We start from the raw sequence: 23,118 nt of genomic DNA, 5'->3' as shown, positions 1-23,118 counted from the left end.
AAAATCTAATTTCATAAAAGTAAATATACCTAAATTCAGTAATTTTGTCAATTGCCCGGGTCTTGGGCGAGGGGATAAAAAAAGAGCCTGCCCTAGACGCTTATTCAGCGCAGGACAGGCTCTTCTTATTCTAATGGGAACAAAAAAACCTAACCGTATGCAGCATAGCGGTCAGGTTCTTATAGTGCTCATTATGAATGTCGCCCTTGGCTTAGGCTTGAGCCTTAAGAGCGTTCAATTTCTTCGCCAAGCGGGATTTTTTGCGGGCAGCCGCATTTTTATGAACCAGACCTTTAGTTACGGCCTTGTCCAGCTTTTTGGAAGCAGCTTGGAAAGCAGCATGAGCAGTTTCAACTTCCGTTCCTGTCAGTGCTACATCAGCAGTTTTCACAGCTGTACGAAGCGCGGATTTCTGGGAAGCGTTCAGTGCACGGCGTTTTTCGGTCGTCTTGACGCGTTTAACCGCGGATTTGATATTTGGCATTGCATTCACCTCCTGAAAGACATTCGAAATCATTAATCAAATGATTCACAACTTAAAATAGTTTAGCATGACCAGTAGTAAAATGCAACACTAAATACTATTGAACAAGCCTCCGCTTCCTCAGGTGAACTCCCGGAGATAAGGTCCGGCGCTCTATCTTTTCGCATGTTCATGGATGAAATTTTTTTGTTCTGCAATTATATATCCGTCCCGTTTGTATAAACAATGCTCTTCTCTCGCACACTACTGGACAAAAAGAAGTTCATTCAGGATGCATATGCTCACAAAACTTAAGGGTATGCTTCCGAAGCGAGTTTTGCTCGAAGTTCATTCAAGGATGCATATGCTCACAAAACTTTTAGGAGGCTGAACTAGCGATGGAACTGGATCTTCAGCTGTATTCGGTACGCACGGACCTGGCGGTAGAGGCGAAAGAAATGGCCCAAGGACCGCTCAAAACGCCGATTCCCGGTGTGAACGAAGAAGTGGAAGAAGCGGATGGGATCAAGGTTACGCGGCTTGGTGTGGCGAATAACGCCGGCTCTCAGGCCATTGGACGCGCGATCGGAAACTATGTAACCCTGGAGGTTCCGGCGCTGCGCGGCGGAGATACCGGCCTCCAGCAGAAGGTGTCCGTTGTGTTTGCCCGTGAATTCGAGCAGTTTATGAATAGAATCGGCATCAATAAAAATTCCTCAGTGCTGATCGTCGGCCTCGGGAACTGGAATGTGACTCCCGATTCGCTGGGTCCGCTGGTTGTGGAGAATGCACTGATTACGCGGCAATTTTATGAGCTGGTTCCTGACCAGGTGTCTCCAGGGTACCGCAATGTCAGCGCAATCGCTCCGGGTGTACTTGGTCTTACCGGGATTGAATCCAGTGAAGTCGTTCAAGGCATTGTGGACCGGACCAAGCCGGATGTGATCATCGCGATTGATGCACTGGCCTCCCGTTCGCTGGAGCGGATCAATACAACGATTCAAATCGCTGACATCGGAATTCATCCCGGATCAGGCATCGGCAACAAACGCCGTGGACTGACAAAGGAGATTCTTGGAGTCCCGTGTATAGCCATCGGGGTTCCTACTGTTTGTTATGCTTCTACGATCGTCAACAATGTGCTGGAAATGATGAAGAATCATTTTGGTCAAATGGGGGACGGCGGGGCGCATACCAAAGAGATCATGGGCATGCTGGATGATATCTCCGAGCAGGAACGTCTGCAGCTGGTTAAGGAAGTGCTTGAGCCGCTGGGCCATGATCTGATCGTTACACCCAAGGAGATCGATGAATTTATTGAGGAAATCGCCAACATTGTGGCTAGCGGACTGAATGCCGCATTGCATGACGCGGTTGATCCGGGGAATGTCGGCGCATATACCCACTAATCCGTATATAAGTAAAATGGCCCGTACAAGCTGCCTTAGTGGCACTGCTTATACGGGCTTTTTCATAGCTGCGGGTTTCTCTACTCCGGTAAGGCCTGCTGGCGGCTGTGTTCATCCCGTGACTCTCTCTTTGTCTCTTTTTTTGGTTCTAGTATTCCTTCCCTGCTCATAGATTTGAAGTATAAGAGATTACAGAGGGCTGGAGGAGGACATAACAATAATGAACAGAAAATGGTTTCAGCTATGGAATATCGGCAGACTGCGGGGAAAAGTGCTGGACGTTCTGTCGCTGGGAAAAACGATGCTGCTGCTGGCCGGAGGCTCACTTGTCTTTTTCATGCTGCTTGGAGCCGGCGGTTTGGCCGGACAAAAGCTGAATTCTTCCCCTGTTCCTTCTATGAAAGGACTGGCCGCCTCGCTATCAAGCGGATTTTTCATGGAGCTGCTGGGGATGGAGGTTCCGCATTTGCCAAAGGGCGAAGAGCCCTCTGCCTTCTCTGCCCCTAAGGTAACTTCGTTTGTGTTCCGGATGCTGACCAGCGTCGATCCCGGCAATCCCAAGAGCCTGCTCTCGCGTGAGGTGCCGGGGCTTGCGGCAGATGATCCTTTTTTGCTGCGGGAAGGCTCGGGAGGGACCGCCGGCGCACCCGCCGATTATCATCCGGGCACGGATGAGCTGGCAGCAGGCGAAGATCCGCAGCCGGGTACTGGAACGGATCCGGGATCATCCGGAAATGATCCTATAGCGGGTGAAGATACGGACAAGCCTGCGGATGATCCTGCTGCACAGCCGCAGCCGACAACTGCACCGGATGCCGGTACTGCCGGAGAACAAGGCAGCAACGGCAGCGCTGGTGAGGACAGCGGCACTGAGCAGGATACTTCGGTCAAACGCATCCTAATCTACCATTCGCATCCCCGTGAAGCCTATAATCCGCTGCTGGGAGCGGAGAGTGATAATCCCAGCTCCAGCGCGCCTTCCAAAAACGTAATGCTGGTAGGCTCCTATATCGCCGACAGACTGGAACAACGCGGGATTGGCACGGTGCATGCGCAGGAGGATTATGCGACAGAAGTACCGGATTACAATTGGAACTTTTCCTATAAATATTCCCGGATCACCATTAAAGCGGCAATGGCTGCCAATCAGGAAATGACTGAACTGATCGATATTCACCGCGATTCGCAGCGGCATGGCAAAACAACCGCAGTCATCAATGGCGAAAGCTACGCACAGGTCTATTTTATCCTGGGGCATGCCAACAAAGACTGGAAGAAGAATGAAGCCTTCGCCAATTCGATTCATCAAGTGCTGGAGAAGAGCTATCCGGGACTGTCACGCGGCATCTGGGGCAAATCTTCTGGAAATGGTAATAACGGGGAATATAATCAGACTCTTTCTCCTAACAGCGTCTTAATAGAGGTGGGCGGAATCGACAATTCTGCTGAAGAGCTGAAACGGACGGCGGATGTGCTGGCCGATGCAATTGCGGATGTGTACTGGAACAGTCATGATGCTGAAAAAGCGGCTGCCCCCGAAAAAAACGCTGCCGGTACACAGGAGAGCGGCGGACAGGCAGACTAGAAGCAGATAACGATACCGGAGCATTAACTGACAGAAATAAACAGAACTATTAATAAGCAGATTAAGGAGGAGTCAACATGTCGCGTTTCGGCAAGAAGCTGGTCATGGTCGGCATTTGGGCGGGCATCGGCATATTGGTTGGCATGCAGTTCGGCAGCAGCGGCGGAACCAGAACCAGTGCGGTGCTGCCGGGCTGGAACGGGGCAACCGGGGTGGCGCAGACGGGTCAGGCAGCGGTAACACCCGTGACGGGAACAGGGATTGTCCAGAATGGACAAACCTATGTTTACGTGCCGGTTGTTGTAGATCCGGCTACAGGTGCTTACACATCTGTTCCGGGTGCTCAGACGCAGACAACAGTCCAGACTCCTGCCGCCGGCGGGCTTCCCCAGCAGGAGGTACAGGATTACAGTACACTGACTCCGGAGCAGATTCTGATTCCCGGGGAACAGAAACCGACGATTGATGTGCTTGCGGATAAAACGGCGGGTCTGCTGCAGCAGGCTTCGCAAAAAAGCATCCGCTGGGTCGTCTCCCTGTTTGATTCAGCCGAGTAGAAGACTTATTACAGGATGGTGCTCCTGTTTCTTTACTTTCCCTGCTGCACGGGATTGATGGGGGGAGCGCGTACTGTTATAATAAGTGGATTAACATTAGGCTGTCTGTGGGGGTAAGGAATGACTGACGTTCAGAAAAGACAACAACAAATCCGCAATTTCTCGATTATTGCACATATAGACCATGGTAAATCGACACTGGCCGACCGTATTCTTGAGTATACAGGCGCACTCAGCTCGCGCGAAATGCAGGAGCAGGTGCTTGATCAGATGGATCTGGAGCGTGAACGCGGGATCACCATTAAGCTGCAGGCCGTACGTCTCACTTACCGTGCTGACGACGGTCAGGATTATTTGCTGAACCTGATTGACACACCGGGACATGTCGATTTCACCTACGAGGTCTCCCGCAGCCTTGCGGCCTGTGAAGGCGCATTGCTGGTAGTAGACGCTGCACAGGGGATCGAAGCGCAAACGCTGGCTAACGTATACCTTGCGCTGGACAACAACCTGGAAATTCTGCCAGTCATCAACAAAATCGATCTGCCAAGTGCCGACCCGGAACGGGTGAAGCAGGAGATCGAGGATGTAATCGGACTTGATGCCAGCGAAGCGGTGCTTGCTTCTGCCAAAGCGGGCATCGGCATTAAGGAAATTCTGGAGCAGGTGGTCAAACAGGTCCCTGCACCAACCGGCAATTCCGAAGAACCGCTGAAAGCGCTGATTTTTGACTCCCACTACGATCCGTACAAAGGCGTTATCGTCTATGTCCGTGTTATGGATGGGAAGATCCGCGCTGGTTCGAAGATTAAGATGATGGCGACCGAGAAAGTATTCGATGTCATTGAAGTCGGCGCCTTCATGCCGCGTATGACCATTGTCGATGAGCTTAATATCGGTGATGTCGGCTTTATCGTAGCCGGAATCAAGCATGTCGGAGATACCCGTGTCGGGGATACGGTCACGGATGCGAAGAATCCGACGCCGGAGCCGCTGCCGGGTTACCGCAAGATCAACCCGATGGTCTATTGCGGTCTGTATCCGATCGAAACCTCCGATTACAACGACCTGCGCGAAGCGCTGGAGAAGCTGCAGCTGAATGACGCATCGCTCAGCTTCGAGCCGGAGAGCTCCAGTGCGCTCGGCTTCGGCTTCCGCTGCGGATTCCTTGGCCTGCTTCATATGGAGATTATTCAGGAGCGGATTGAGCGTGAGTTCAACCTGCCGCTGATTACAACCGCGCCAAGCGTTATCTACCGGATTATGCTGACCAACGGCGAGATGCTGACCATCGACAACCCGTCGCATTATCCGGAAATCGGCACCATTGATTATGTGGAGGAGCCTTATGTCAAAGCCGGGGTTATCGTCCCGAACGATTACGTAGGTACCGTAATGGAGCTGTGCCAGAATAAACGCGGCGAATTCGTCAACATGGAGTATCTCGATTCCAACCGGGTAACAATCACTTATCAGATTCCGCTCTCGGAAATTGTATATGACTTCTTCGACCAGCTGAAATCAGGTACGAAGGGCTATGCTTCCTTCGATTATGAGATCTCCGGCTACCGCCAGTCCAACCTGGTGAAGATGGATATTCTCCTGAACGGTGAGCAGGTCGATGCCCTGTCGTTCATCGTCCACCGCGACCGTGCCTATAACCGCGGACGGATTATCTGCGAGAAGCTGCGCGGCATTATTCCTCGCCAAATGTTCGAGGTACCGATTCAGGCTTCTGTCGGAACCAAGGTAGTTGCCCGCGAGACCGTTAAGGCCATGCGCAAGAACGTACTCGCCAAATGCTACGGCGGTGACATTTCGCGTAAGCGGAAGCTGCTGGAGAAGCAGAAGGAAGGTAAGAAACGCATGAAGCAGGTCGGCAGCGTTGAGGTGCCGCAGGAAGCGTTCATGGCGGTTCTGAAGATCGACGAGTAAATCTATCTTTGATTGCAGTGCGCAGCACTGTTACTGACGTGTGTAACTGATCTGCAAGGGAAGCCCTACGGCTTCCCTTTTCTGACTTTTTGGATCAATGACTGCGCCGCAGCTCCGGCGCTGAATATTAGATAAAGGAGACTGCTATGACAACTCAATCAAGTGGCCGTCCCCCTGAGGCCGTATATATTCATATCCCGTTTTGTACGAATAAGTGCTTTTATTGTGACTTTAATTCCTATGTACTGAAGGATCAGCCGGTGATGGATTATCTGCACGCGCTTGACCGGGAGATGGAGCTGACTGTGAAAGAGACCCCTCCGGGTGTGATTAAGACAATCTTTGTCGGCGGCGGAACACCAACCGTGCTGAAGCCGGATGAAATGGCCTTTTTCCTGAGCTCGGTGCGCAAACATTTCCCGCAGTGGGATGACAATATCGAGTTCTCAATGGAAGCCAATCCCGGCACGACAGATATAGATAAGCTGACTGTGATGAAGGAAGGCGGCGTTAACCGGGTTAGCTTCGGTGTGCAGGCTTTCCAGAATGAGCTGCTAAGCGGCATCGGGCGGATTCATAATGTGGACGACGTCTACCGCAGTCTGGAGAATGCCCGCAGTGTTGGGCTGCATAACCTGTCGGTCGACCTTATGTTCGGGCTGCCTAACCAGACCGTGGATATGCTGAGGGAGAGCATCCGCAAGGCGTTGGAGCTGGACCTGCCTCATTATTCAATCTACAGCCTTAAGGTGGAGGAGAATACGCTTTTCCACACATTGTTTAACAAGAATAAACTCCCGCTGCCAAGTGAAGAGGATGAGCTGGAGATGTACCTGCTGCTGATGTCCACTATGGAGGCAGCCGGCTATACCCAATACGAAATCAGCAACTTCGCCAAACCGGGCATGGAGAGCCGCCATAATATTACGTACTGGCGCAATGAGGATTACTACGGCCTTGGCGCGGGGGCACACGGATACGTCAAACGCCAGCGGCATATGAATATTAAAGGCGTCAATCCTTATGTTGAAGCTTCACGCAGCGGTCTGCCGCGCCTGGACTCCTTCGAGATCTCCGAACAGGAGGCTATGGAGGATTTCATGATGGTGGGTCTGCGGATGCGTGAAGGGGTATCGGACAATGCATTCCAGGCGCAGTTCGGTAGAACGCTGGAGGAGATTTTCGGGGCTTCGCTGCATAAGATGCTGCATGCAGGGCTGCTGGAACATGACGGTGACACCTACCGGCTGAGCAAGCAGGGAATCCTGTTCGGCAATGATGTTTTCGGTGAATTTGTCGGTGCTTTGACGGAAGTTTAATTTTAAAATACCCCTTGAATTGTAATTCACTCTGTTGTATATTTATTCATATTAACAACGAGGGGTGAGTCAAAGTGCTTGTCAAGACGGAAATGATCCGCCAGTCGGCGGCTCCTGCGGGAGATCACAAGGTGATATGCAGAAATGCTACGGTGGAGGATGTTGAACCGCTGTATTTAATGATAGAGGAATACGCCCAGCGCGGTATCATGCTGCCCCGTTCCAGGCAAGCACTGACCCGCCAGATTGATCAGTTTGTCATAGCCGAAATCGGCGGCAGGTTTGTAGGCTGCGGATCGCTGTTCAGACTGGGCAATGATCTCGTTGAAGTCCGTTCCATCGGTTTGCGTGATGAAGGCAAGGGCAAGGGTGTAGGCTCCATGATTCTGGAGAAGCTCACGGAAGAGGCAAGACGCCAGGGCATTCCGAAGATAATGGCTCTGACCTATGCAGTTGATTTTTTCCTCAGAAACGGGTTCACCGTGGTCGAGAAGGAAATCTTCCCGGAGAAGGTCTGGACCGATTGCGTGAACTGCAAGAAGCAGCATGCCTGCGATGAAATTGCTGTGCTGAAGAGATTGGATTAACCGGAGCAGATTGGCTTCCGTCATCTATATTAAAAGAAACCACTATTCGTCCGGGGCTCGATTCCGGGAGAATAGTGGTTTTTTAAATCCGTCACTTACTTGATATAGATCAGCTTGCGCTGCTGCTCTACAAGTGCTGCAAGTTCCGGCGTAGCGTACGCAGGAGGGTTGAAGGAGGGGGACAGCGTATTATAGACGATTGTCATCGTGGACCCGTCCTTCATTTCGATTTCAAGCCAGTAGTTGTCTCCGACCCAGCCTTTAGTCTGTTTGTATAGTGTTTCGAACGGAATATACCGCAGCTTGGGAAACTCCCTAATAAATATTTCTGCAGCCTCCGGCGTGAAGTCCTTCAGGCGGGTGGTCCCGTCCATTCCGCTGATGAAGCGGACGGTCTTAATTTTACCGGCAACATCCAATAGATCATTAAGTGTTTTAGCATTAGGATTGCTGTGGGCTTCATACAGCCTGTCCCCCGCCCATAGTCTGGCGGATGCCTTATACCCTGTTACTGCATACAGCTTCGTGCCGGTATCAAGGACAGTAGCGTCTCCATCCTGCATGACCGTACGCGGGCATTTATGGTCAGCCTTGGTGTAAGTAATCTCGCCTACGGGTTTACCTTTTTTAAGGCCAGTGAGCGGAGTATCCCAATTTTCATCATAAACAATTCCGTTCCACTGAAACACTGAAGCATATTCCGATTCACCGAAGGAACATTCGTAATGACCGGCCCTGTCCCTCAGATAAACCCAAGCACCGCTGGCCAAGAGCAGCACAGCTGCAAAAATCATGAACACGGAAGAACGTTTTAGTCTCATGAAGCGTATCGCCCCCTTGTTTATCAGACGAAGGACCGAAGCAGAGGTTGCGCTATTATCGCGAAATCCTTGCTTAAAAATGAAAAATATGTAATTCCGCAGACTGTAAATACCCTGCTTGCAATACTTTCCTTTCTGAATGGTTAAGTTATGCAGCTGGACTGCAGTCTGTCGCGGAAAGCCAGACATATCCCGAAATAAGGAAAAAGCGCCATGATAACGCACTCAAGGAGCCGAACTGACTTGACAATGCCAAGGTCAGTTTGGTATTTTTGTATTAGTGGTTAGCACTCATCTCGACAGAGTGCTAACGAATCGGAGCCACAGCCGATAGGAGGGAATTACATGTTAACTGAACGCCAGAGAATGATACTTAACGCTATCGTAGATGATTATATTTCTTCCGCTGAGCCGGTAGGCTCGCGCAGCATCTCCAAACGGGGCGATGTGGGCTACAGCCCGGCAACGATCCGCAACGAAATGGCCGATCTGGAGGAGTTAGGGTATCTGGAGCAGCCTCATACATCGGCGGGAAGAATTCCGTCCCATAAAGGCTACCGCTATTATGTGGATCATCTGGTACCGTGGAATTCCGCCGAGTCGGCAGAGATGGGCACGATCCGCGCTTTTTTCGCCGAGAAGCTGAACGCTACAGAGCAGGTTATCCAGCATGCGGCAATGATTCTTTCCAATATGACGAATTACACTTCCATCCTACTCGGACCGGAGGTTTTTCATACTTCATTGCGCCATTTTCAGCTGCTTCCGCTCGACGGCAATAATGCCGTAGCGATTATTGTTACCAGCACCGGGCAGGTAGAGAACCGTACGGTTCAGATACCGCCGGAGATTTCCCTTTCCGAAATGGAAAAGGTGGTTAATCTGCTCAACAGCAAGCTGGTGAATGTGCCGCTCTACAAGCTGAAGAGCCAGCTCTATTCCGAGCTGGGCGAGGAAATGCAGCGTCACATCTCCCACTATGAAGAATTAATGCAGGTGCTGGATAAGGCGCTGGAAAGCGATCATGAACAGCGCATCTATCTCAGCGGAGCGACCAATATGCTGACCCAGCCGGAGTTCAAGGACGTCGACAAGGTCAAAACCATTCTCGATCTGCTGGAAGAGACACCGACCCTGCTTAAAATGCTGGCCCCCGCATCTGGCGGAACCGGTATACAGGTGCGCATCGGAACGGAGAATAAGCATGAGGCCTTTGCCAACTGCAGCCTGATTACAGCCACATATTCACTGGATGGCAAGGCGCTGGGTAGTATAGGCATCCTGGGACCGACCCGAATGGAATACGCGCGCGTGATGGGCATACTGGGGATTATCTCCCGGGATTTGACAGCGATGCTGGCACACTGGTATAAGTGAACAGAGTGTAAATGATTTTCGTGAATGATTTGAAGGAGGTGAAGACAACTTGAAAGAGGAACAGGTTCAAGATTCGAATGAGATGAATGATGAAGCTATAAACGAAACTCAGGCGGCAGATGAGGCAGAAGCCGTACAGGAGAACGATGCGGCCTTCGAGGAGGCTTCAGGCGGTGAAGCCGCTAAGCGCCTCCAGGAGCTGGCTGAGGAGGCTCAGGCCCGCGCGCTGCGCGTGCAGGCTGATTTCGACAACTTCCGCCGCCGTACCCAGAAGGAGAAGGAAGAGCTGGCCCAGTACGCCACCTCCAAGCTTGTAGGCGAGCTGCTGTCCGTACTTGATAATTTCGAGCGTGCGCTGGTAACGGCTCCGGGCAATGCAGAATCTGAAGCCTTCACCAAAGGCATCAATATGATTTTCCGCCAGCTTGAAGGGGTACTGAAGTCTGAAGGACTTACAGCAATGGAAACGGTAGGACAGCCCTTTAACCCTGAATATCATCAGGCGATTATGCAGGTGGAGAGCGAGGAGTACGAAGAAGGTATCGTGACGGAAGAGGTCCAGAAGGGCTATCTTCTGAAAGATAAGGTTCTTCGTCCGGCCATGGTCAAAGTCAGCATGTAGTCTGTCTATATACCTAAGGTATCACCTGCCTGCTATGATACGGTGCTGCCGGATGTTCCGGCCGTACAGTCATGTGCGGGTACCTTTTAAGCATTTGTGTTCATTATGCAACTATTGATCATTCCGCAGGAGCCTAAGCTCCATAATATTTTTGAGGAGGCACATTACAGTGAGTAAAGTTATCGGGATTGACCTTGGAACCACCAACTCTTGCGTTGCCGTTATGGAAGGCGGGGAAGCCGTCGTTATTCCAAATCCGGAAGGCGCGCGCACAACCCCATCGGTTGTAGGCTTTAAGAAGGACGGCGAGCGTATCGTCGGCGAAACAGCGAAACGCCAGGCTATTACGAACCCTGACCGCACAATCGCTTCAATCAAACGCCACATGGGCACGAGCCACAAAGAAAGCATCGACGGCAAGGATTACTCTGCACAAGAGATCTCGGCCATGATTCTGCAAAAGCTGAAATCCGATGCCGAAGCATACCTGGGACAGCCTGTTACCCAAGCTGTTATTACGGTTCCTGCATATTTTAATGACAGCCAGCGTCAAGCTACCAAGGATGCCGGTAAAATCGCGGGCCTTGAAGTTCTGCGTATCGTAAACGAGCCAACCGCAGCGGCGCTTGCCTATGGTCTGGAGAAATCCGAAGATCAAACGATCCTCGTCTATGACTTGGGCGGCGGTACATTCGACGTATCGATTCTTGAACTGGGCGACGGCTTCTTCGAAGTAAAAGCTACCAGCGGTGACAACCGCCTTGGCGGTGACGACTTTGACCAGGTAGTTATGGATTTCCTCGTAGCTGAATTCAAGAAAGAGCAAGGCATTGACCTGAGCAAGGATAAAGCGGCTGTACAGCGTCTGAAGGATGCAGCGGAAAAAGCGAAAAAAGAGCTGTCCGGCGTACTGACAACTACTGTATCGCTTCCGTTCATCACTGTGGTTGACGGCGTGCCTCAGCACCTTGAAATCAACCTGACCCGCGCGAAATTCGATGAGCTGACTGCAGGTCTCGTAGAGCGTACGCTCGGACCTACACGTCAAGCCCTGAGTGATGCTGGCATGACTCCAGCTGATCTTAACCGGATCGTACTGGTAGGCGGATCTACACGTATCCCTGCCGTACAGGATGCCATCAAGAAGCTTACAGGCAAAGAACCGCACAAAGGTGTTAACCCGGATGAAGTGGTAGCCCTGGGTGCTGCTGTTCAAGCGGGTGTATTGACCGGTGATGTTAAAGACGTCGTATTGCTCGACGTAACTCCGTTGTCCCTGGGTATTGAAACTGCGGGCGGCGTGTTCACGAAGATGATTGAACGCAACACTACAATTCCTACAAGCAAATCCCAGGTCTTCTCGACCTTCGCCGACAATCAGCCGAGCGTTGAAATTCACGTGCTGCAGGGTGAACGCCAAATGGCGAACGGCAACAAAACGCTGGGCCGCTTCATGTTGAACGAGATTCCGCCGGCACCTCGCGGTGTACCGCAGATCGAGGTTACTTTTGACATCGACGCCAACGGTATCGTTAATGTATCTGCAACAGACAAAGGCACGAACAAGAGCCAGAAGATCACGATCACCTCTTCCAGCGGCTTGAGCGATGCCGAAGTTGAACAAATGATGAAGGATGCCGAGCTGCACGCTGAGGAAGACCGCAAGCGTAAAGAACTGGTTGAAGCGAAAAACAATGCTGACCAGCTCGTGTATTCTACTGATAAAGTAATCAAAGACCTCGGCGACAAAGTGGATGCTTCCGAAATCGAGAAAGCAAACGCTGCTAAGGACAAAGTAAAAGCGGCACTGGAAACTGACAACCTGGAAGAAATCAACGCAGCTACAGAAGCGCTGACTGAGATTGTACAGCAGTTGTCCGTGAAGCTGTATGAACAGGCTGCACAGGCTGAACAAGGCGCTGAAGGCGCTCCGGAAGGCGCTAAGAAGGACAATGTTGTTGATGCAGACTATGAGGTTGTTGACGACGAGAAGAATCAAGGGTAACCTTAAACGATAAACACTATTGTGGAAGAGAGGGAAGGTCAAACCGGGGCATCCCGTGTTTTGACTTTCCCTTTAAATTGTCAAGAATGATCAGTATGGATGTACGGAGGTGAAAGCAGTGGCAGAGAAACGCGATTATTATGAGGTTCTGGGCCTCGGAAGAGATGCATCAGATGATGAAGTGAAGAAAGCCTACCGCAAGCTGGCGCGCCAGTATCATCCGGACGTCAACAAAGCCAGTGATGCGGAAGCCAAGTTCAAGGAAGTGAAGGAAGCTTACGACGTGCTGAGTGACGGCCAAGCGCGGGCCCGTTATGACCAGTACGGTCATATCGATCCTAATCAAGGTATGGGCGGCGGCTTTGGCGGAGGCGGAGATTTCGGCGGACTCGGTGATATCTTCGACATGTTCTTCGGCGGAGGCGGTGGACGCCGCGATCCGAACGCTCCGCAGCGCGGCGGCGATTTGCAGTACACGATGACCATTGAATTCAAGGAAGCGGTATTCGGCAAAGAGACCGACATTACCATTCCCCGGACGGAAGCCTGCGATACCTGCTTCGGCTCCGGTGCTAAACCGGGTACCAAACCGGAGACTTGTTCCGTCTGCCATGGCAGCGGCCAGCAGGAATTCGTGCAGAATACTCCGCTTGGACAAATGCGCAACCGCCGTCCCTGCTCCCATTGCAGCGGCACAGGCAAGATCATCAAGGAAAAATGCACGACCTGCGCAGGCCAGGGTAAGGTTAAGAAGCAGCGTAAGATTCATGTGCGCATTCCTGCCGGTGTCGATGACGGCGCACAGCTGCGCATGACCGGCGAAGGTGAAGGCGGCACACGCGGCGGCCCGGCCGGAGATCTGTACATCGTGATCCGTGTGAAGAGCCATGATTTCTTCGTGCGCGAGAACGACGATATTATGTGCGAGGTTCCGCTGACATTCGCCCAGGCGGCGCTTGGTGATGAAATCGAAATCCCTACTTTAACTGAAAAAGTGAAGCTCAAGATTCCGGCCGGAACACAGACCGGCACCTTCTTCCGCCTCAAAGGCAAAGGTGTTCCGCACTTGCGCGGCAACGGAACAGGTGATCAGCATGTGCGGGTCATTGTAGTGACCCCGAGCAAGCTTAGCGATGAGCAAAAGGACCTGCTGCGCCAGTTCGCTTCCTACAACGGAGAGAACACGCATGAGCAGGAGCAATCTTTCTTTGACCGTGTGAAGCGTGCCTTCCGTGGTGATTGAGTATCTCTTCATCCAGCATCTTCAGTGAATTCATAAGAAGACAGATCAACCCCCAATTTCGTATCATTACACGAAATTGGGGGTTTTTGTGCTGTATGCAGAGGCCCAAAAAGGACCGTGCACGGCTGTTAAGCCATGCACGGTCCTGGGACAAGCATCACTGCTCAGTTCCGGCCTCCGGGGAGACCGGAACTGACAGGGACTTATAACTATTCGATCAGACCAATCTTGCTCAGCAGTTGATACAGCGCGGCAGCAGCCGTTTCACGGGTTGCCGGAGCGACCGGGTTAAAGCTGGTTCCCTGGTCGCTGCTGATGATGCCGGCAGCAGACAGGGATTGCAGGCTGTCCTTCGCATAGGCAGCTACTTTAGCGCTGTCTGTGTAGGTCGTGAAGGAAGGGTTCGCACTCTTCAGTTCGGTTCCGGTCAATTTAAGCGCTCTGTCCAGAATAACAACCAGCTCTTGGCGGGTTACATTTTGGGTTGGAGCAAATTTACCGTTGCCGATGCCCAGAATCAGGCCGGCTTTGGAAGCCGCAGCTACGTCAGCAGCGTACCAGTCTGTTGCTTTCACATCAGAGAAGGTAACTTTAGCATCCGTACGCAGACCGAGTGCGCGGGTCAAGAGCGCTGTAAACTCAGCACGGGTCAGGTTATTCTTCGGCGAGAAGGTCGTTGCCGATGTACCCTGGATGATCAGCTTGTTAGCCAGCGCCTGGATGGCGTCAGCAGATTTCGAAGAAGCGATATCCGTAAAGGCTGCTGCTGGTTTACTTACGGCAGCATAAGTCGAGAAGCCTGGGCGGTTTACAGTAACAAGAGTTGTTCCGTCTGTCTGAGACTTGAACACGGAAGCAACCGGAGTTACTACTCCCTTCTCTTCGAAGAGCACGCCGGCAGTTTTCGGCTGAATCGTGCCTGGAACTGTAAAGGATCTCTTAATGAATACATTGCTTGGTGTGTTCAAATAGGTGCTGCTGGTAGCGGTAGTCCAAGAAGCTTCAAAAGAAACCGGAGTTCCGATTACCGTAGAACCAGGTACGCTGGTAGTCAATTTGCTTGCGGCTTCAGGTGCCTGCTTGATGTCCAGCTTGAAGCTTTCACCTACAGGAGCAGATTTCAGCAAGGATACCGGCAGGGAAACTGCAGATCCGCCAACACTGATTACAACGGAACTGTCAGCATGGATACCGGCCAGCAGTTTCACTTGGTCCGCAGTCAGGCTCAGTACAGCTGCCTTGTCAGTGATTGCGGCCACGGAGATCACGACAGCGGTCTTGGAAGCTGTGGCTTTAGCCAGAGCAGTCTTCAGATCATTGTCGGTCACAGTTACCGTGGTAACACCATCTTTGGAAGCTGTGGAAGGAGTCAAGGATACTTGCGCAGCTCCTTCTTCAACTAGCGCAGCTGCAGCAGCAGGCACAGTTGGCGTGGTTGGTGTGACTGCACCGCCACCACCGCCACCGCCACCATTACTTCCGCCATTTGGTTGTGCACCATTAACGAAGCGGAAAGAGGTATAGGCGGTATAGAATTCTAAATCTTCATCGTATTGATCAATCTTGATCGGAAGCTTGGTGTTATCTTCCGCATTGATTCCTATAACTTGAAGCTTGTAAACCCCTTCTGTCAAATTAGCAACAGCTGGTTTACCGTTCGCATCGAGAATTGGATCTCCATTGCTGTCATACGGGTGATAAGTAGATCCGATGACAGTACTATACTTGCCAGGGTTGAAGTATTTGTTCGCAGATTCTGTGGCGTAGTATTGGAAGTAACCTTTGGTTACATCATCCAGGCCAACCAGATCTACTTCATAGTAGTTAATATCTTCGGCTTTCAGGTTGTAGGAAAGAAGAGTGCTTGTGTTGTTGTACACAATAGGTGAAACAATTTCAGCTTCTTGAATCCCTGTGCCCCAATCAGGCTGTTCTGCAGATTTATCGACGTTGATCGCGAACGGCAGGTGCAGGACTGGCAGACTTTCGTCATCCGGTACCAGAACGATATTGCCCTGCAGCATTTGCGCTTCAGTATCGGCGGCGACATTCACAGTCAGATTAAAGCTGCTGGCGCTGTAAGCGGAAGCCGTTACTGTAGTCTTATCCAGCTTTGCAGTTACATGCTCAGGATCACCATAGTTCCAGTCTACAAGTGCAGTGTAAGCTACTTCGCTGCCGCTAATGTTCTTGAGCTGCAGAGCTCTACTTGCAGACGATCCTGGCAGCAGTGTTCCAAAGCTTGTGGAAGGATTGTAGTTAATAACACTTTGCGGAACATAGTTTTTATCCAGAATCGAAATCGGTTCGAGTGCCTCGAGCAGCGCTGGTGTCTTAATTGCATTTTCAACATTTGCGCGTCCCGGACCTTGTGCATACAGATCTACAGGATCACCCTTATATGAGAGCGTGTCTGCAGTATTAGCCAGTGCAGCCCGAATATCGAACGGTGAATATTCCGGATGTGCCTGCTTGATCAGAAGAGACAGGCCTGCAACATGCGGAGTCGCCATGCTGGTACCGCTGCTGCGGTGGTAAGCCTGGGAATAATCTCCGCCATATGCAGGGTATGTGGAGAGTACGCCGTCTCCAGGAGCCACAATATCAGGTTTGATGCTGAGGTTACCATCAACACTTGGGCCTAGTGAGGAGAAGTAAGTGATTTCGTCACCAGTAGTGTATTTGAGATTATAATTAGCGCCGAATGTAAAGTAGACGGAGTCACTTTTGCTGGCCAGAATGGCTCTTGCCAGTTGACGTCCGGTCTTACCTTCAATATCAAACGTTGGGATATAATCGTATCCGCTGCTAAGGTTGCTGCCGATAAATCCTTCGCGCTCTGTAAAGGAAACGTCCAGATTAGCTATCGTACGCTTTCCAGTTGGATCACTTGGATCTTTTTTAGCATTACCATTGAAAATAACAACGGCCTTGGCGCCGTGTTCTTTCGCGGTTGCGATCTTAGCATCAAATGTCAGATCACCACGAGATAATAGAACGATTGAGCCCGTGATATCTTCTGCCGGATAATCATCTTCTGCACCAAGATCGGCATAGACAATTTTCTGAGGCTTAGTACCGATAATATCGGCAAAATTCTCTTGGGCGAGTTCAAACGCCATAACGTTAAACGGATAATAGGTGCTATAGGTCACCGATGTCACCGAGTTTTCAATCGCTGCATTGAAGCTGCCCGAATATGCTTTGATCGGACTAGTCACGGCACCGACAGAAATGGCCAGCTGCGACACCGCAGGGGATCCAAGGGAGAAATATCCGGCTTCTCCGTTGTTACCGTTGGCAATAACCGCTACAACTCCAGAAAGTACCGCGTTATTAATGGCGATGGAATCCGGAGAATTCACATCTTTCTCGGAATCGGAGCCCAGCGACAGGTTAATAACATTCATACCGTCTTTCACCGCACGTTCAATACCGTCGATGACCTGGGCGGATGAACCTGACGATGTGCTTGGATCATTGAGGTTGCGTCCCAGTACCTTATACACGTAAAGCTCTGCGCCAGGAGCGATACCCTTTTGGGCAACATCACCTTTTGCAGCATATTGGCCGATAATTGTACCGGAGACATGCGTTCCGTGCGAGGTGCCGCCATAACCTGTGCCGTAAGGATCTTCTTCAACGGTCAGCGGTTCTTCCTCATAGGGATCGTTATCATTATAGAAGGAGTCGTATCCGCCTTTATAAGCCGCTGCGATATCCGGATGATGATAATCTACACCGGTATCGATAACGCCGACTTTTAGTCCGGCTCCGTTAAGGCCTTGAGCCCAAGCCCAATCGGCATGAACCTGCTCCAGCGGGGCATTGTCATTTCTGTAAGTAGCTTCAGTCACCGTTTCTTCCGGCAGCGCATACCAGGTGCTGTTCGGATAAATGGAGGTAACGCCGGAGATCTTTGCCAGCTGCGGAATTTCATTGGCTGGAACGGATACTTCAAAACCGTTAAGCACCGTATCATACTGGTAGTTTACGGTCAGATCGATTCCCAGGTCATCCGCTTTGTCTAGTACTTCTGTCTGCTGGCTTTTGACCGCAGCTTCCGTAGCTGTTTTGGAAAGGGCGGAAATTCCCTGCTTCGCTGCATATTTACCTACTGCTGCAGGCTGGCCGCTCAATTGCACGATAACTCGGACATTGTTTGAGGATTTGGTGTTGATCTGTGGTGAGATAAACGTCTGATTCGAGGTCTGAGTCAAAGAAGATAATATTTTACTCGATGATGGCGTCTGCAAGCTGCTGGCGGCAAATGCCGCTCCCGGAATCATGCCTGCTGTCACTCCCAGTGACAAGGCAACGATAGACAGCTTGCGTGGTAGTTTAGTCCACTCCAAATGTAATCCCCTCCAGATGTGTGTTATTCTGATTCCAATTTTCCCCGCTGTAGACAGTAAGTTGATTCTCCTTTCTATTAATCTTTTATTTCCATCTAGATTAGTAGGAAAAATATTAAGAAGATTTTACCATTGGTAAAATGTAAAATCTACATAAAATTTATCTGATTTATAAAGTGCAGGTTCTTTTGTGATGTGAAATATGACATGTTCACTGCTTATTCCCGAAAAATAAACTAGATACAAAGAACTAAACCATAACTGCATCTCTGTTTTTTAGACATTAAGTAAGATTTTATGACATGAACAACATTTGGATATTTAAATTTTTATGGGTCTAAAGTAACGATATCTATATAGTTATGATCGATTTAGGCACGAATTGGCGGGGACTGGTGATAATCCCGAGTCTGGGAATGGGAGAAAGTAAGTTTTGATTATGCAGAAGATGACACAAGGTGCTTTTAAAAATTAGAGCATATGCATAAACCGGAATGCTTCAATACAAAATAACACTGTGAATTTGCGTTGTGCATTCCAGGCAGAAAGCAGGGATTACCCTTGTCCGAAAAAAACATACTTGCTTATTTTAAGGCTCCTGAAGAAGCAGAAGGCGTCTCCCGGAAGCTTCAGGCGCTTCGTGTAATCGACATGTCCATAGACACGTTCAGCAAATACCCCGGCAATGCCCAGTACTCGGGAAATAACCCGCTGACTGGAGATATTCCCAGCCTGGCGACCATGACGTTGAACTCCACGATGGACAGCCATTCAGCGGGGATACTGGCGGCAGCAGATTCCAGCGCAAGCGGAATGAGCCATGGAGGAGACGGCGGTCCCACAGGCAGAAATATTTTGCTGACCGTAGTTGTGGACTCCGATTCTTTTGACCAGGCTTTAAAAATCATTGAAGATGCCGGCGGAATGATTTGAAGTTTTGCATTTAGAACAACACGGAGGCTGATCCCGATATGGATAGAGAAAACTCAAAAATATTCTCCAAAACAGACAAACAAAAAATGCTCTACGAAGCCAAATTAGAGGATGTGGAGTTTTCGGCGGCGGAGGCTGATCAGGATGATCTTGAAGCGCTTGATCGTTCGCGTGAGGCCGATAAACGTCAGCTCCATGAAATTTTGAAGAAGGAATAGCTGAGCCTAAGATCTTGAAGGTTATCTTCTGACACCCCACGAACTGTGGGGTTTTTTTGTGCTCTGCCGTGTATAATGAGGTGGATAAGCGATGCTTGGAGGGAACTGGAATGAACACATTTATATTATGGGGCGGCCTGGCGCTGCTGATTGCTCTGCTTACTTTTTTGAACCAGAAGCAGGTTTATTCTTCTAAAGTAAAGCGGGCTTACCGCGAGCTGAGGGAGCTTACGGAACGGGTGCGTGACGGCCGCTCTGAAGCTGCTGATCTGGAGAGCTGGGAATCCTCGCTTGCGGAGATGGAGAAGCACCCGAATGAGTTTAACAAGCTGGATTATGAAATCGGCCTGCGCCGGGGATTTGTAATGTACCTGGAGCGGCATTATCCGCAGGATGTAAGGCTTCCCGATCTGCAGGAGGCGGCAGCACATCAGAAGGATTCAGTGTGGGGAATTAAATTCGGGGATTATGGCCCGAAGAAGTAATAATAAGATTTTGGGGAGCAATGACCAGACGAGAGAGCCATGACCCGCCAAAAGCACCCGGTGTCCATCTTCCTTGAGGACACCGGGTGCTTTTGTTCCGGGAGATGGCCGTGAAACGCGCATGCCGGTTTGCTTTTACATACGGTACTGACGAAAGATTTAGCTATATTTTGGGAAAAGTTGTTTTGTATGTAATCCAAAGCTGCAGTTTTACCGTTAATATAGCATACAAACAAATATAGCGGCTTGATGATATTGGGAAGTCACAGATCACAAATTAAGCTAGACAGGGAGAAATTACTATGGAGAACGGTTCAGCCCAAACAGTCACAGATGCGCTGGTTGTCAAAGCTTTAGAGAAAAATCTTGCCCTGATCCGCTTTGATCTGGACCGCAGGGTGGCATATGTTAATGAAGTGTTCGCGGGATCAATGAAATACAAGCCAGAGGAAATGTATGGAATGAATCACCGGGAGCTGTGCTTCCCAGAATTTGCGGAAAGTCCGGATTATGAAGCTTTCTGGGACAATCTGCTTACCGGGACAAGCTTTCAGGACAAAATTGAACGTATGGATTCAGAGGGGAACATGGTCTGGCTCGAAGCGACTTATATGCCGATTTTCGATGAAGCGAATCAGCTGGTTATCGGTGTAACCAAGGTTGCAACGAATATTACACATAGGCAAATCAACATGAATAATGTGGTGGAAAAGATGCAGCAGATGGCGGACAGTCTGAACCAGCGTGCAGAAAAAGGCATTGAACGGAGCCGTGAGCTGCTGCAGAGCATCGACAAAATCGCCGGTGTATCAGACGAAAACTCAGTTACGCTGATGAATCTGCAGAATAAAGCCGGAGATATTCAGGGGGTGGTACAGACCATCCGTGATATTGCATCACAGACGCATCTGCTGGCACTTAACGCAGCGATCGAAGCGGCGCATGCCGGAGAGTTCGGGCGCGGTTTTGATGTGGTGGCTAAAGAGGTCAGGAAGCTGTCGGGTCTAGTACAGCATTCCATTGCCGAGGTTCGGGACAGTGTCAATGCAATCACAGAAGAAATCAGCAGAATGTCAAACGGCCTGGATCAAGTGCAGTGCAATGTAGAAGAAGGACAGCGGCAGATAGACACTGCTCTGAAGGAGTTCACCGGAATTGCGGTTTCCGCGCAGGAGCTGGATACCCAGGCACGGGAAGTACTTAATATTATCTAACCTGAACCGACAGTGTGGAGCCCTAATTGCAGGGAGGCCATGCTGTTTTTTTAATGCGGATTTCAGTGGGAAAATTTATTGGATTTTTGCCGGATTCGTCCGATATAATAGTAGCTTATGTGAAATGAGTTTTCGCCAGCCTTGTGGAATGGTACGAAGGGAGAAGTGCATGGAGCATATACATGGCAGTCATGATAAGCTGTTCGTGTTTTTTTCATATTTGATTGCGGTTGCAGCCTCCTATACCGTTCTGGAGTTAGCAGGCATTGTGGGCATGTCTAAGGGCAAACGCCGCGGAGTATGGCTCGGGTTCGGTGCGGTGATGATGGGGATGGGCATTTGGTCGACCCATTTTGTCGGGATGTTGGCCTTGAAACTCACTGTCCCGGTGGCTTACAACCTTATGGCTGTCTTGCTGTCCGTTACGGTTGCGATGATTGCATCATTCGTGGCTCTGTTGGTTATCAGCTTGTTCAAACGGGGAATGCTTCCGCTCTTTGGGAGCGGCATCCTGCTGGCCAGCGGCATTTTCGGGATGCATTATATTGGAATGTCGGCGATGCAGATAGGTGTTACTTATAAAGCTGGTTATGTGTTCCTGTCTTTTGTGATTGCACTGGCTGTATCCGTTGCCGCTCTGGGCCTGTCATCTAATCTGATGGTGAACGGGGAAGCCGGAGGGCCCAGGAAAAAGTTCATAAGCGGTCTGGTTATGGGTACCGCCATTGTGGGAATGCACTATACCGGGATGCTGGCGGCAACCTTTGAGCCTGCCAGTCATTCCTGGCTGCATACCGGTGTGGTGCTGGATCAAAAGTGGCTCGCCTATGTGATTACAGGCGGAACGCTGCTCACTCTGGGATTGTCGATCCTCGGTATCTATATCTCCCGGCGGTTCTCCAGTAAAGATACTGAGCTGCTGGTAAATGAAAAATGGTATAAATCACTCTACGAAAATAATCAGGACGCTATCATCTCTGTAGACCTGAAGCTGCGGATCATCGGTTCTAATCCTGCAGCAACAAGAATCACCGGGATCAGCGAACTGGAATTGAAGGAACAGCCTCTGATTTCGGTTCTATCGGTTGTTGCGGAAAAAGATCAGGAGCCGGTCCGGGAACTGTTCGTCAAATCCCTGGCCGGAGAACAGGCTAGCCTCGAGACTAGCATTACCCATCAGAACGGGCGGACGGTTGATATCGGAATGAGTGTTGCTCCGGTCGTAGTCGACGGGCAGGTGGCAGGGATCTATGTCATTGCCCGGGATGTGACAGAAGAGAAACGGGCTAAGGAGCAGAATCAGTATCTTGCATTCCATGATGAGCTGACGGGATTGCCGAACAGACGGATGTTTAATCAGCTGCTGGCACAGACCATTGAGGTGCATTCCAGTGGCGGTCAATCTCTCCTCCCAGCAGTTCCTGCAATACAGTTTACTTGAGGATATCCGGGAGATTCTCCGGGAGACCGGACTTGCTCCTGAATACCTTGAGCTGGAGATTACCGAAGGGATGATGATGGATGCAACGCGGTCCAGCGGGATTCTGAATGATCTGGCCAAGAGCGGAATCCGGATCAGTCTGGACGATTTCGGGACGGGTTACAGCTCACTCGGTTATTTGAAGCTGTATCCTATTCATAAAGTGAAGATCGACCGGTCGTTCATCAGCGGTATCACAGACAGCAGCAATGACCGGGCGATTGTAGCCACCATCCTGACGATGGCACAGCATATGCACATGCAGGTGATCGCTGAAGGCATCGAGACCAAGGAGCAGCTGGAAATTGTGGTGGACAGCGGGTGCCAGGATATTCAAGGCTACTATTACAGCCGCCCGCTGGCTGCTGATGATTTGAAGCAGAAGTACATAGTTTCGGTAGAAGCATCCAAGTAGATTAGTTTGAAAAGCACGCCCCTCCGGGGTGTGCTTTTTTGTGTTTCCCAGCACTGCTAAGCCTGCTTCCAGCCCTGGTCAAAGCAGCGGCAAAT

19 protein-coding genes are annotated in these 23,118 nt (G+C 50.5%); 16 read left to right on the top strand and 3 right to left on the bottom strand.

From position 1 onward, the window contains the following. Positions 1 to 211: 211 nt before the first annotated feature. Entirely contained in the window at positions 212 to 484 is a 273-nt protein-coding gene (gene rpsT / locus QU597_RS21725; RefSeq protein ID WP_054941831.1) for a 30S ribosomal protein S20, read from the bottom strand. A 377-nt stretch (positions 485 to 861) separates the two neighbouring features. Between rpsT and gpr the strand changes: the two genes are divergently transcribed. The 6 genes from gpr to QU597_RS21695 all read left to right on the top strand — a co-directional run bounded on the left by gpr (position 862) and on the right by QU597_RS21695 (position 7,855). After that, positions 862 to 1,872 carry a GPR endopeptidase gene (gene gpr, locus QU597_RS21720; protein ID WP_310829786.1) on the top strand — a complete coding sequence of 337 codons (1,011 nt, stop codon included), beginning with the start codon at positions 862 to 864 and terminating at the stop codon, positions 1,870 to 1,872. A gap of 220 nt (positions 1,873 to 2,092) precedes the next feature. Next, entirely contained in the window at positions 2,093 to 3,457 is a 1,365-nt protein-coding gene (locus QU597_RS21715; RefSeq protein ID WP_310829785.1) for a stage II sporulation protein P, read from the top strand. 77 nt (positions 3,458 to 3,534) lie between these two features. Then, complete coding sequence (locus QU597_RS21710; RefSeq protein WP_310829784.1) at positions 3,535 to 4,014, top strand: hypothetical protein; 480 nt, start codon at positions 3,535 to 3,537, stop codon at positions 4,012 to 4,014. 120 nt (positions 4,015 to 4,134) lie between these two features. Then, complete coding sequence (gene lepA / locus QU597_RS21705) at positions 4,135 to 5,949, top strand: translation elongation factor 4 (protein WP_310829783.1); 1,815 nt, start codon at positions 4,135 to 4,137, stop codon at positions 5,947 to 5,949. Between the two features lie 146 nt (positions 5,950 to 6,095). After that, a complete protein-coding gene (gene hemW / locus QU597_RS21700; RefSeq protein ID WP_310829782.1) occupies positions 6,096 to 7,268 on the top strand; it encodes a radical SAM family heme chaperone HemW in 1,173 nt (390 codons plus the stop codon). Positions 7,269 to 7,360: 92 nt separating this feature from the next. Then, positions 7,361 to 7,855, top strand: a complete 495-nt coding sequence (locus tag QU597_RS21695) for an N-acetyltransferase (RefSeq protein ID WP_310833380.1) — start codon at positions 7,361 to 7,363, stop codon at positions 7,853 to 7,855. A 95-nt stretch (positions 7,856 to 7,950) separates the two neighbouring features. Here QU597_RS21695 and QU597_RS21690 read toward each other — a convergent pair whose 3' ends face one another. Next, positions 7,951 to 8,676, bottom strand: coding sequence for a hypothetical protein (locus QU597_RS21690; RefSeq protein ID WP_310829781.1), 726 nt, complete (start codon positions 8,674 to 8,676; stop codon positions 7,951 to 7,953). A gap of 345 nt (positions 8,677 to 9,021) precedes the next feature. Between QU597_RS21690 and hrcA the strand changes: the two genes are divergently transcribed. The 4 genes from hrcA (at position 9,022) to dnaJ (ending at position 13,923) form a co-directional block, all read left to right on the top strand. Then, positions 9,022 to 10,053, top strand: a complete 1,032-nt coding sequence (hrcA, locus tag QU597_RS21685; RefSeq protein WP_206101556.1) for a heat-inducible transcriptional repressor HrcA — start codon at positions 9,022 to 9,024, stop codon at positions 10,051 to 10,053. Between the two features lie 49 nt (positions 10,054 to 10,102). Then, positions 10,103 to 10,675, top strand: a complete 573-nt coding sequence (gene grpE / locus QU597_RS21680; protein WP_054941825.1) for a nucleotide exchange factor GrpE — start codon at positions 10,103 to 10,105, stop codon at positions 10,673 to 10,675. A gap of 169 nt (positions 10,676 to 10,844) precedes the next feature. Further along, positions 10,845 to 12,680: a molecular chaperone DnaK gene (gene dnaK, locus QU597_RS21675; protein ID WP_310829780.1), complete on the top strand. Its 1,836-nt coding sequence runs from the start codon at positions 10,845 to 10,847 to the stop codon at positions 12,678 to 12,680. Between the two features lie 118 nt (positions 12,681 to 12,798). After that, a complete protein-coding gene (gene dnaJ / locus QU597_RS21670) occupies positions 12,799 to 13,923 on the top strand; it encodes a molecular chaperone DnaJ (protein WP_054941823.1) in 1,125 nt (374 codons plus the stop codon). 209 nt (positions 13,924 to 14,132) lie between these two features. On the opposite strand, the gene QU597_RS21665 is transcribed toward dnaJ, so the two are convergent. Beyond that, the gene (locus tag QU597_RS21665) at positions 14,133 to 18,278 is read right to left on the bottom strand and encodes a S8 family serine peptidase (protein ID WP_310829779.1); all 4,146 of its coding nucleotides are present in this window, start codon (positions 18,276 to 18,278) and stop codon (positions 14,133 to 14,135) included. 561 nt (positions 18,279 to 18,839) lie between these two features. On the opposite strand from QU597_RS21665, the gene QU597_RS21660 reads away from it, so the two are divergent. From QU597_RS21660 to QU597_RS21635, 6 genes are all read left to right on the top strand, one after another. Beyond that, entirely contained in the window at positions 18,840 to 19,211 is a 372-nt protein-coding gene (locus QU597_RS21660; protein ID WP_054941821.1) for a hypothetical protein, read from the top strand. Positions 19,212 to 19,249: 38 nt separating this feature from the next. After that, complete coding sequence (locus QU597_RS21655; protein ID WP_054941820.1) at positions 19,250 to 19,429, top strand: YfhD family protein; 180 nt, start codon at positions 19,250 to 19,252, stop codon at positions 19,427 to 19,429. A 110-nt stretch (positions 19,430 to 19,539) separates the two neighbouring features. After that, the gene (locus QU597_RS21650; RefSeq protein ID WP_310829778.1) at positions 19,540 to 19,914 is read left to right on the top strand and encodes a hypothetical protein; all 375 of its coding nucleotides are present in this window, start codon (positions 19,540 to 19,542) and stop codon (positions 19,912 to 19,914) included. 302 nt (positions 19,915 to 20,216) lie between these two features. Continuing rightward, positions 20,217 to 21,128, top strand: a complete 912-nt coding sequence (locus QU597_RS21645; protein ID WP_310829777.1) for a methyl-accepting chemotaxis protein — start codon at positions 20,217 to 20,219, stop codon at positions 21,126 to 21,128. Between the two features lie 169 nt (positions 21,129 to 21,297). After that, on the top strand, positions 21,298 to 22,569 hold the full coding sequence (locus tag QU597_RS21640; protein WP_310829776.1) for an MHYT domain-containing protein: 1,272 nt from the start codon (positions 21,298 to 21,300) through the stop codon (positions 22,567 to 22,569). Continuing rightward, positions 22,520 to 23,023 carry an EAL domain-containing protein gene (locus tag QU597_RS21635; protein WP_310829775.1) on the top strand — a complete coding sequence of 168 codons (504 nt, stop codon included), beginning with the start codon at positions 22,520 to 22,522 and terminating at the stop codon, positions 23,021 to 23,023. The genes QU597_RS21640 and QU597_RS21635 overlap by 50 nt, the downstream gene beginning before the upstream one ends. Positions 23,024 to 23,118: the final 95 nt, after the last annotated feature.

This window comes from Paenibacillus pedocola (genome assembly GCF_031599675.1).
GTDB lineage: Bacteria > Bacillota > Bacilli > Paenibacillales > Paenibacillaceae > Paenibacillus_AQ > Paenibacillus_AQ pedocola.
This window is presented reverse-complemented; position numbering and strand designations above follow the sequence as displayed.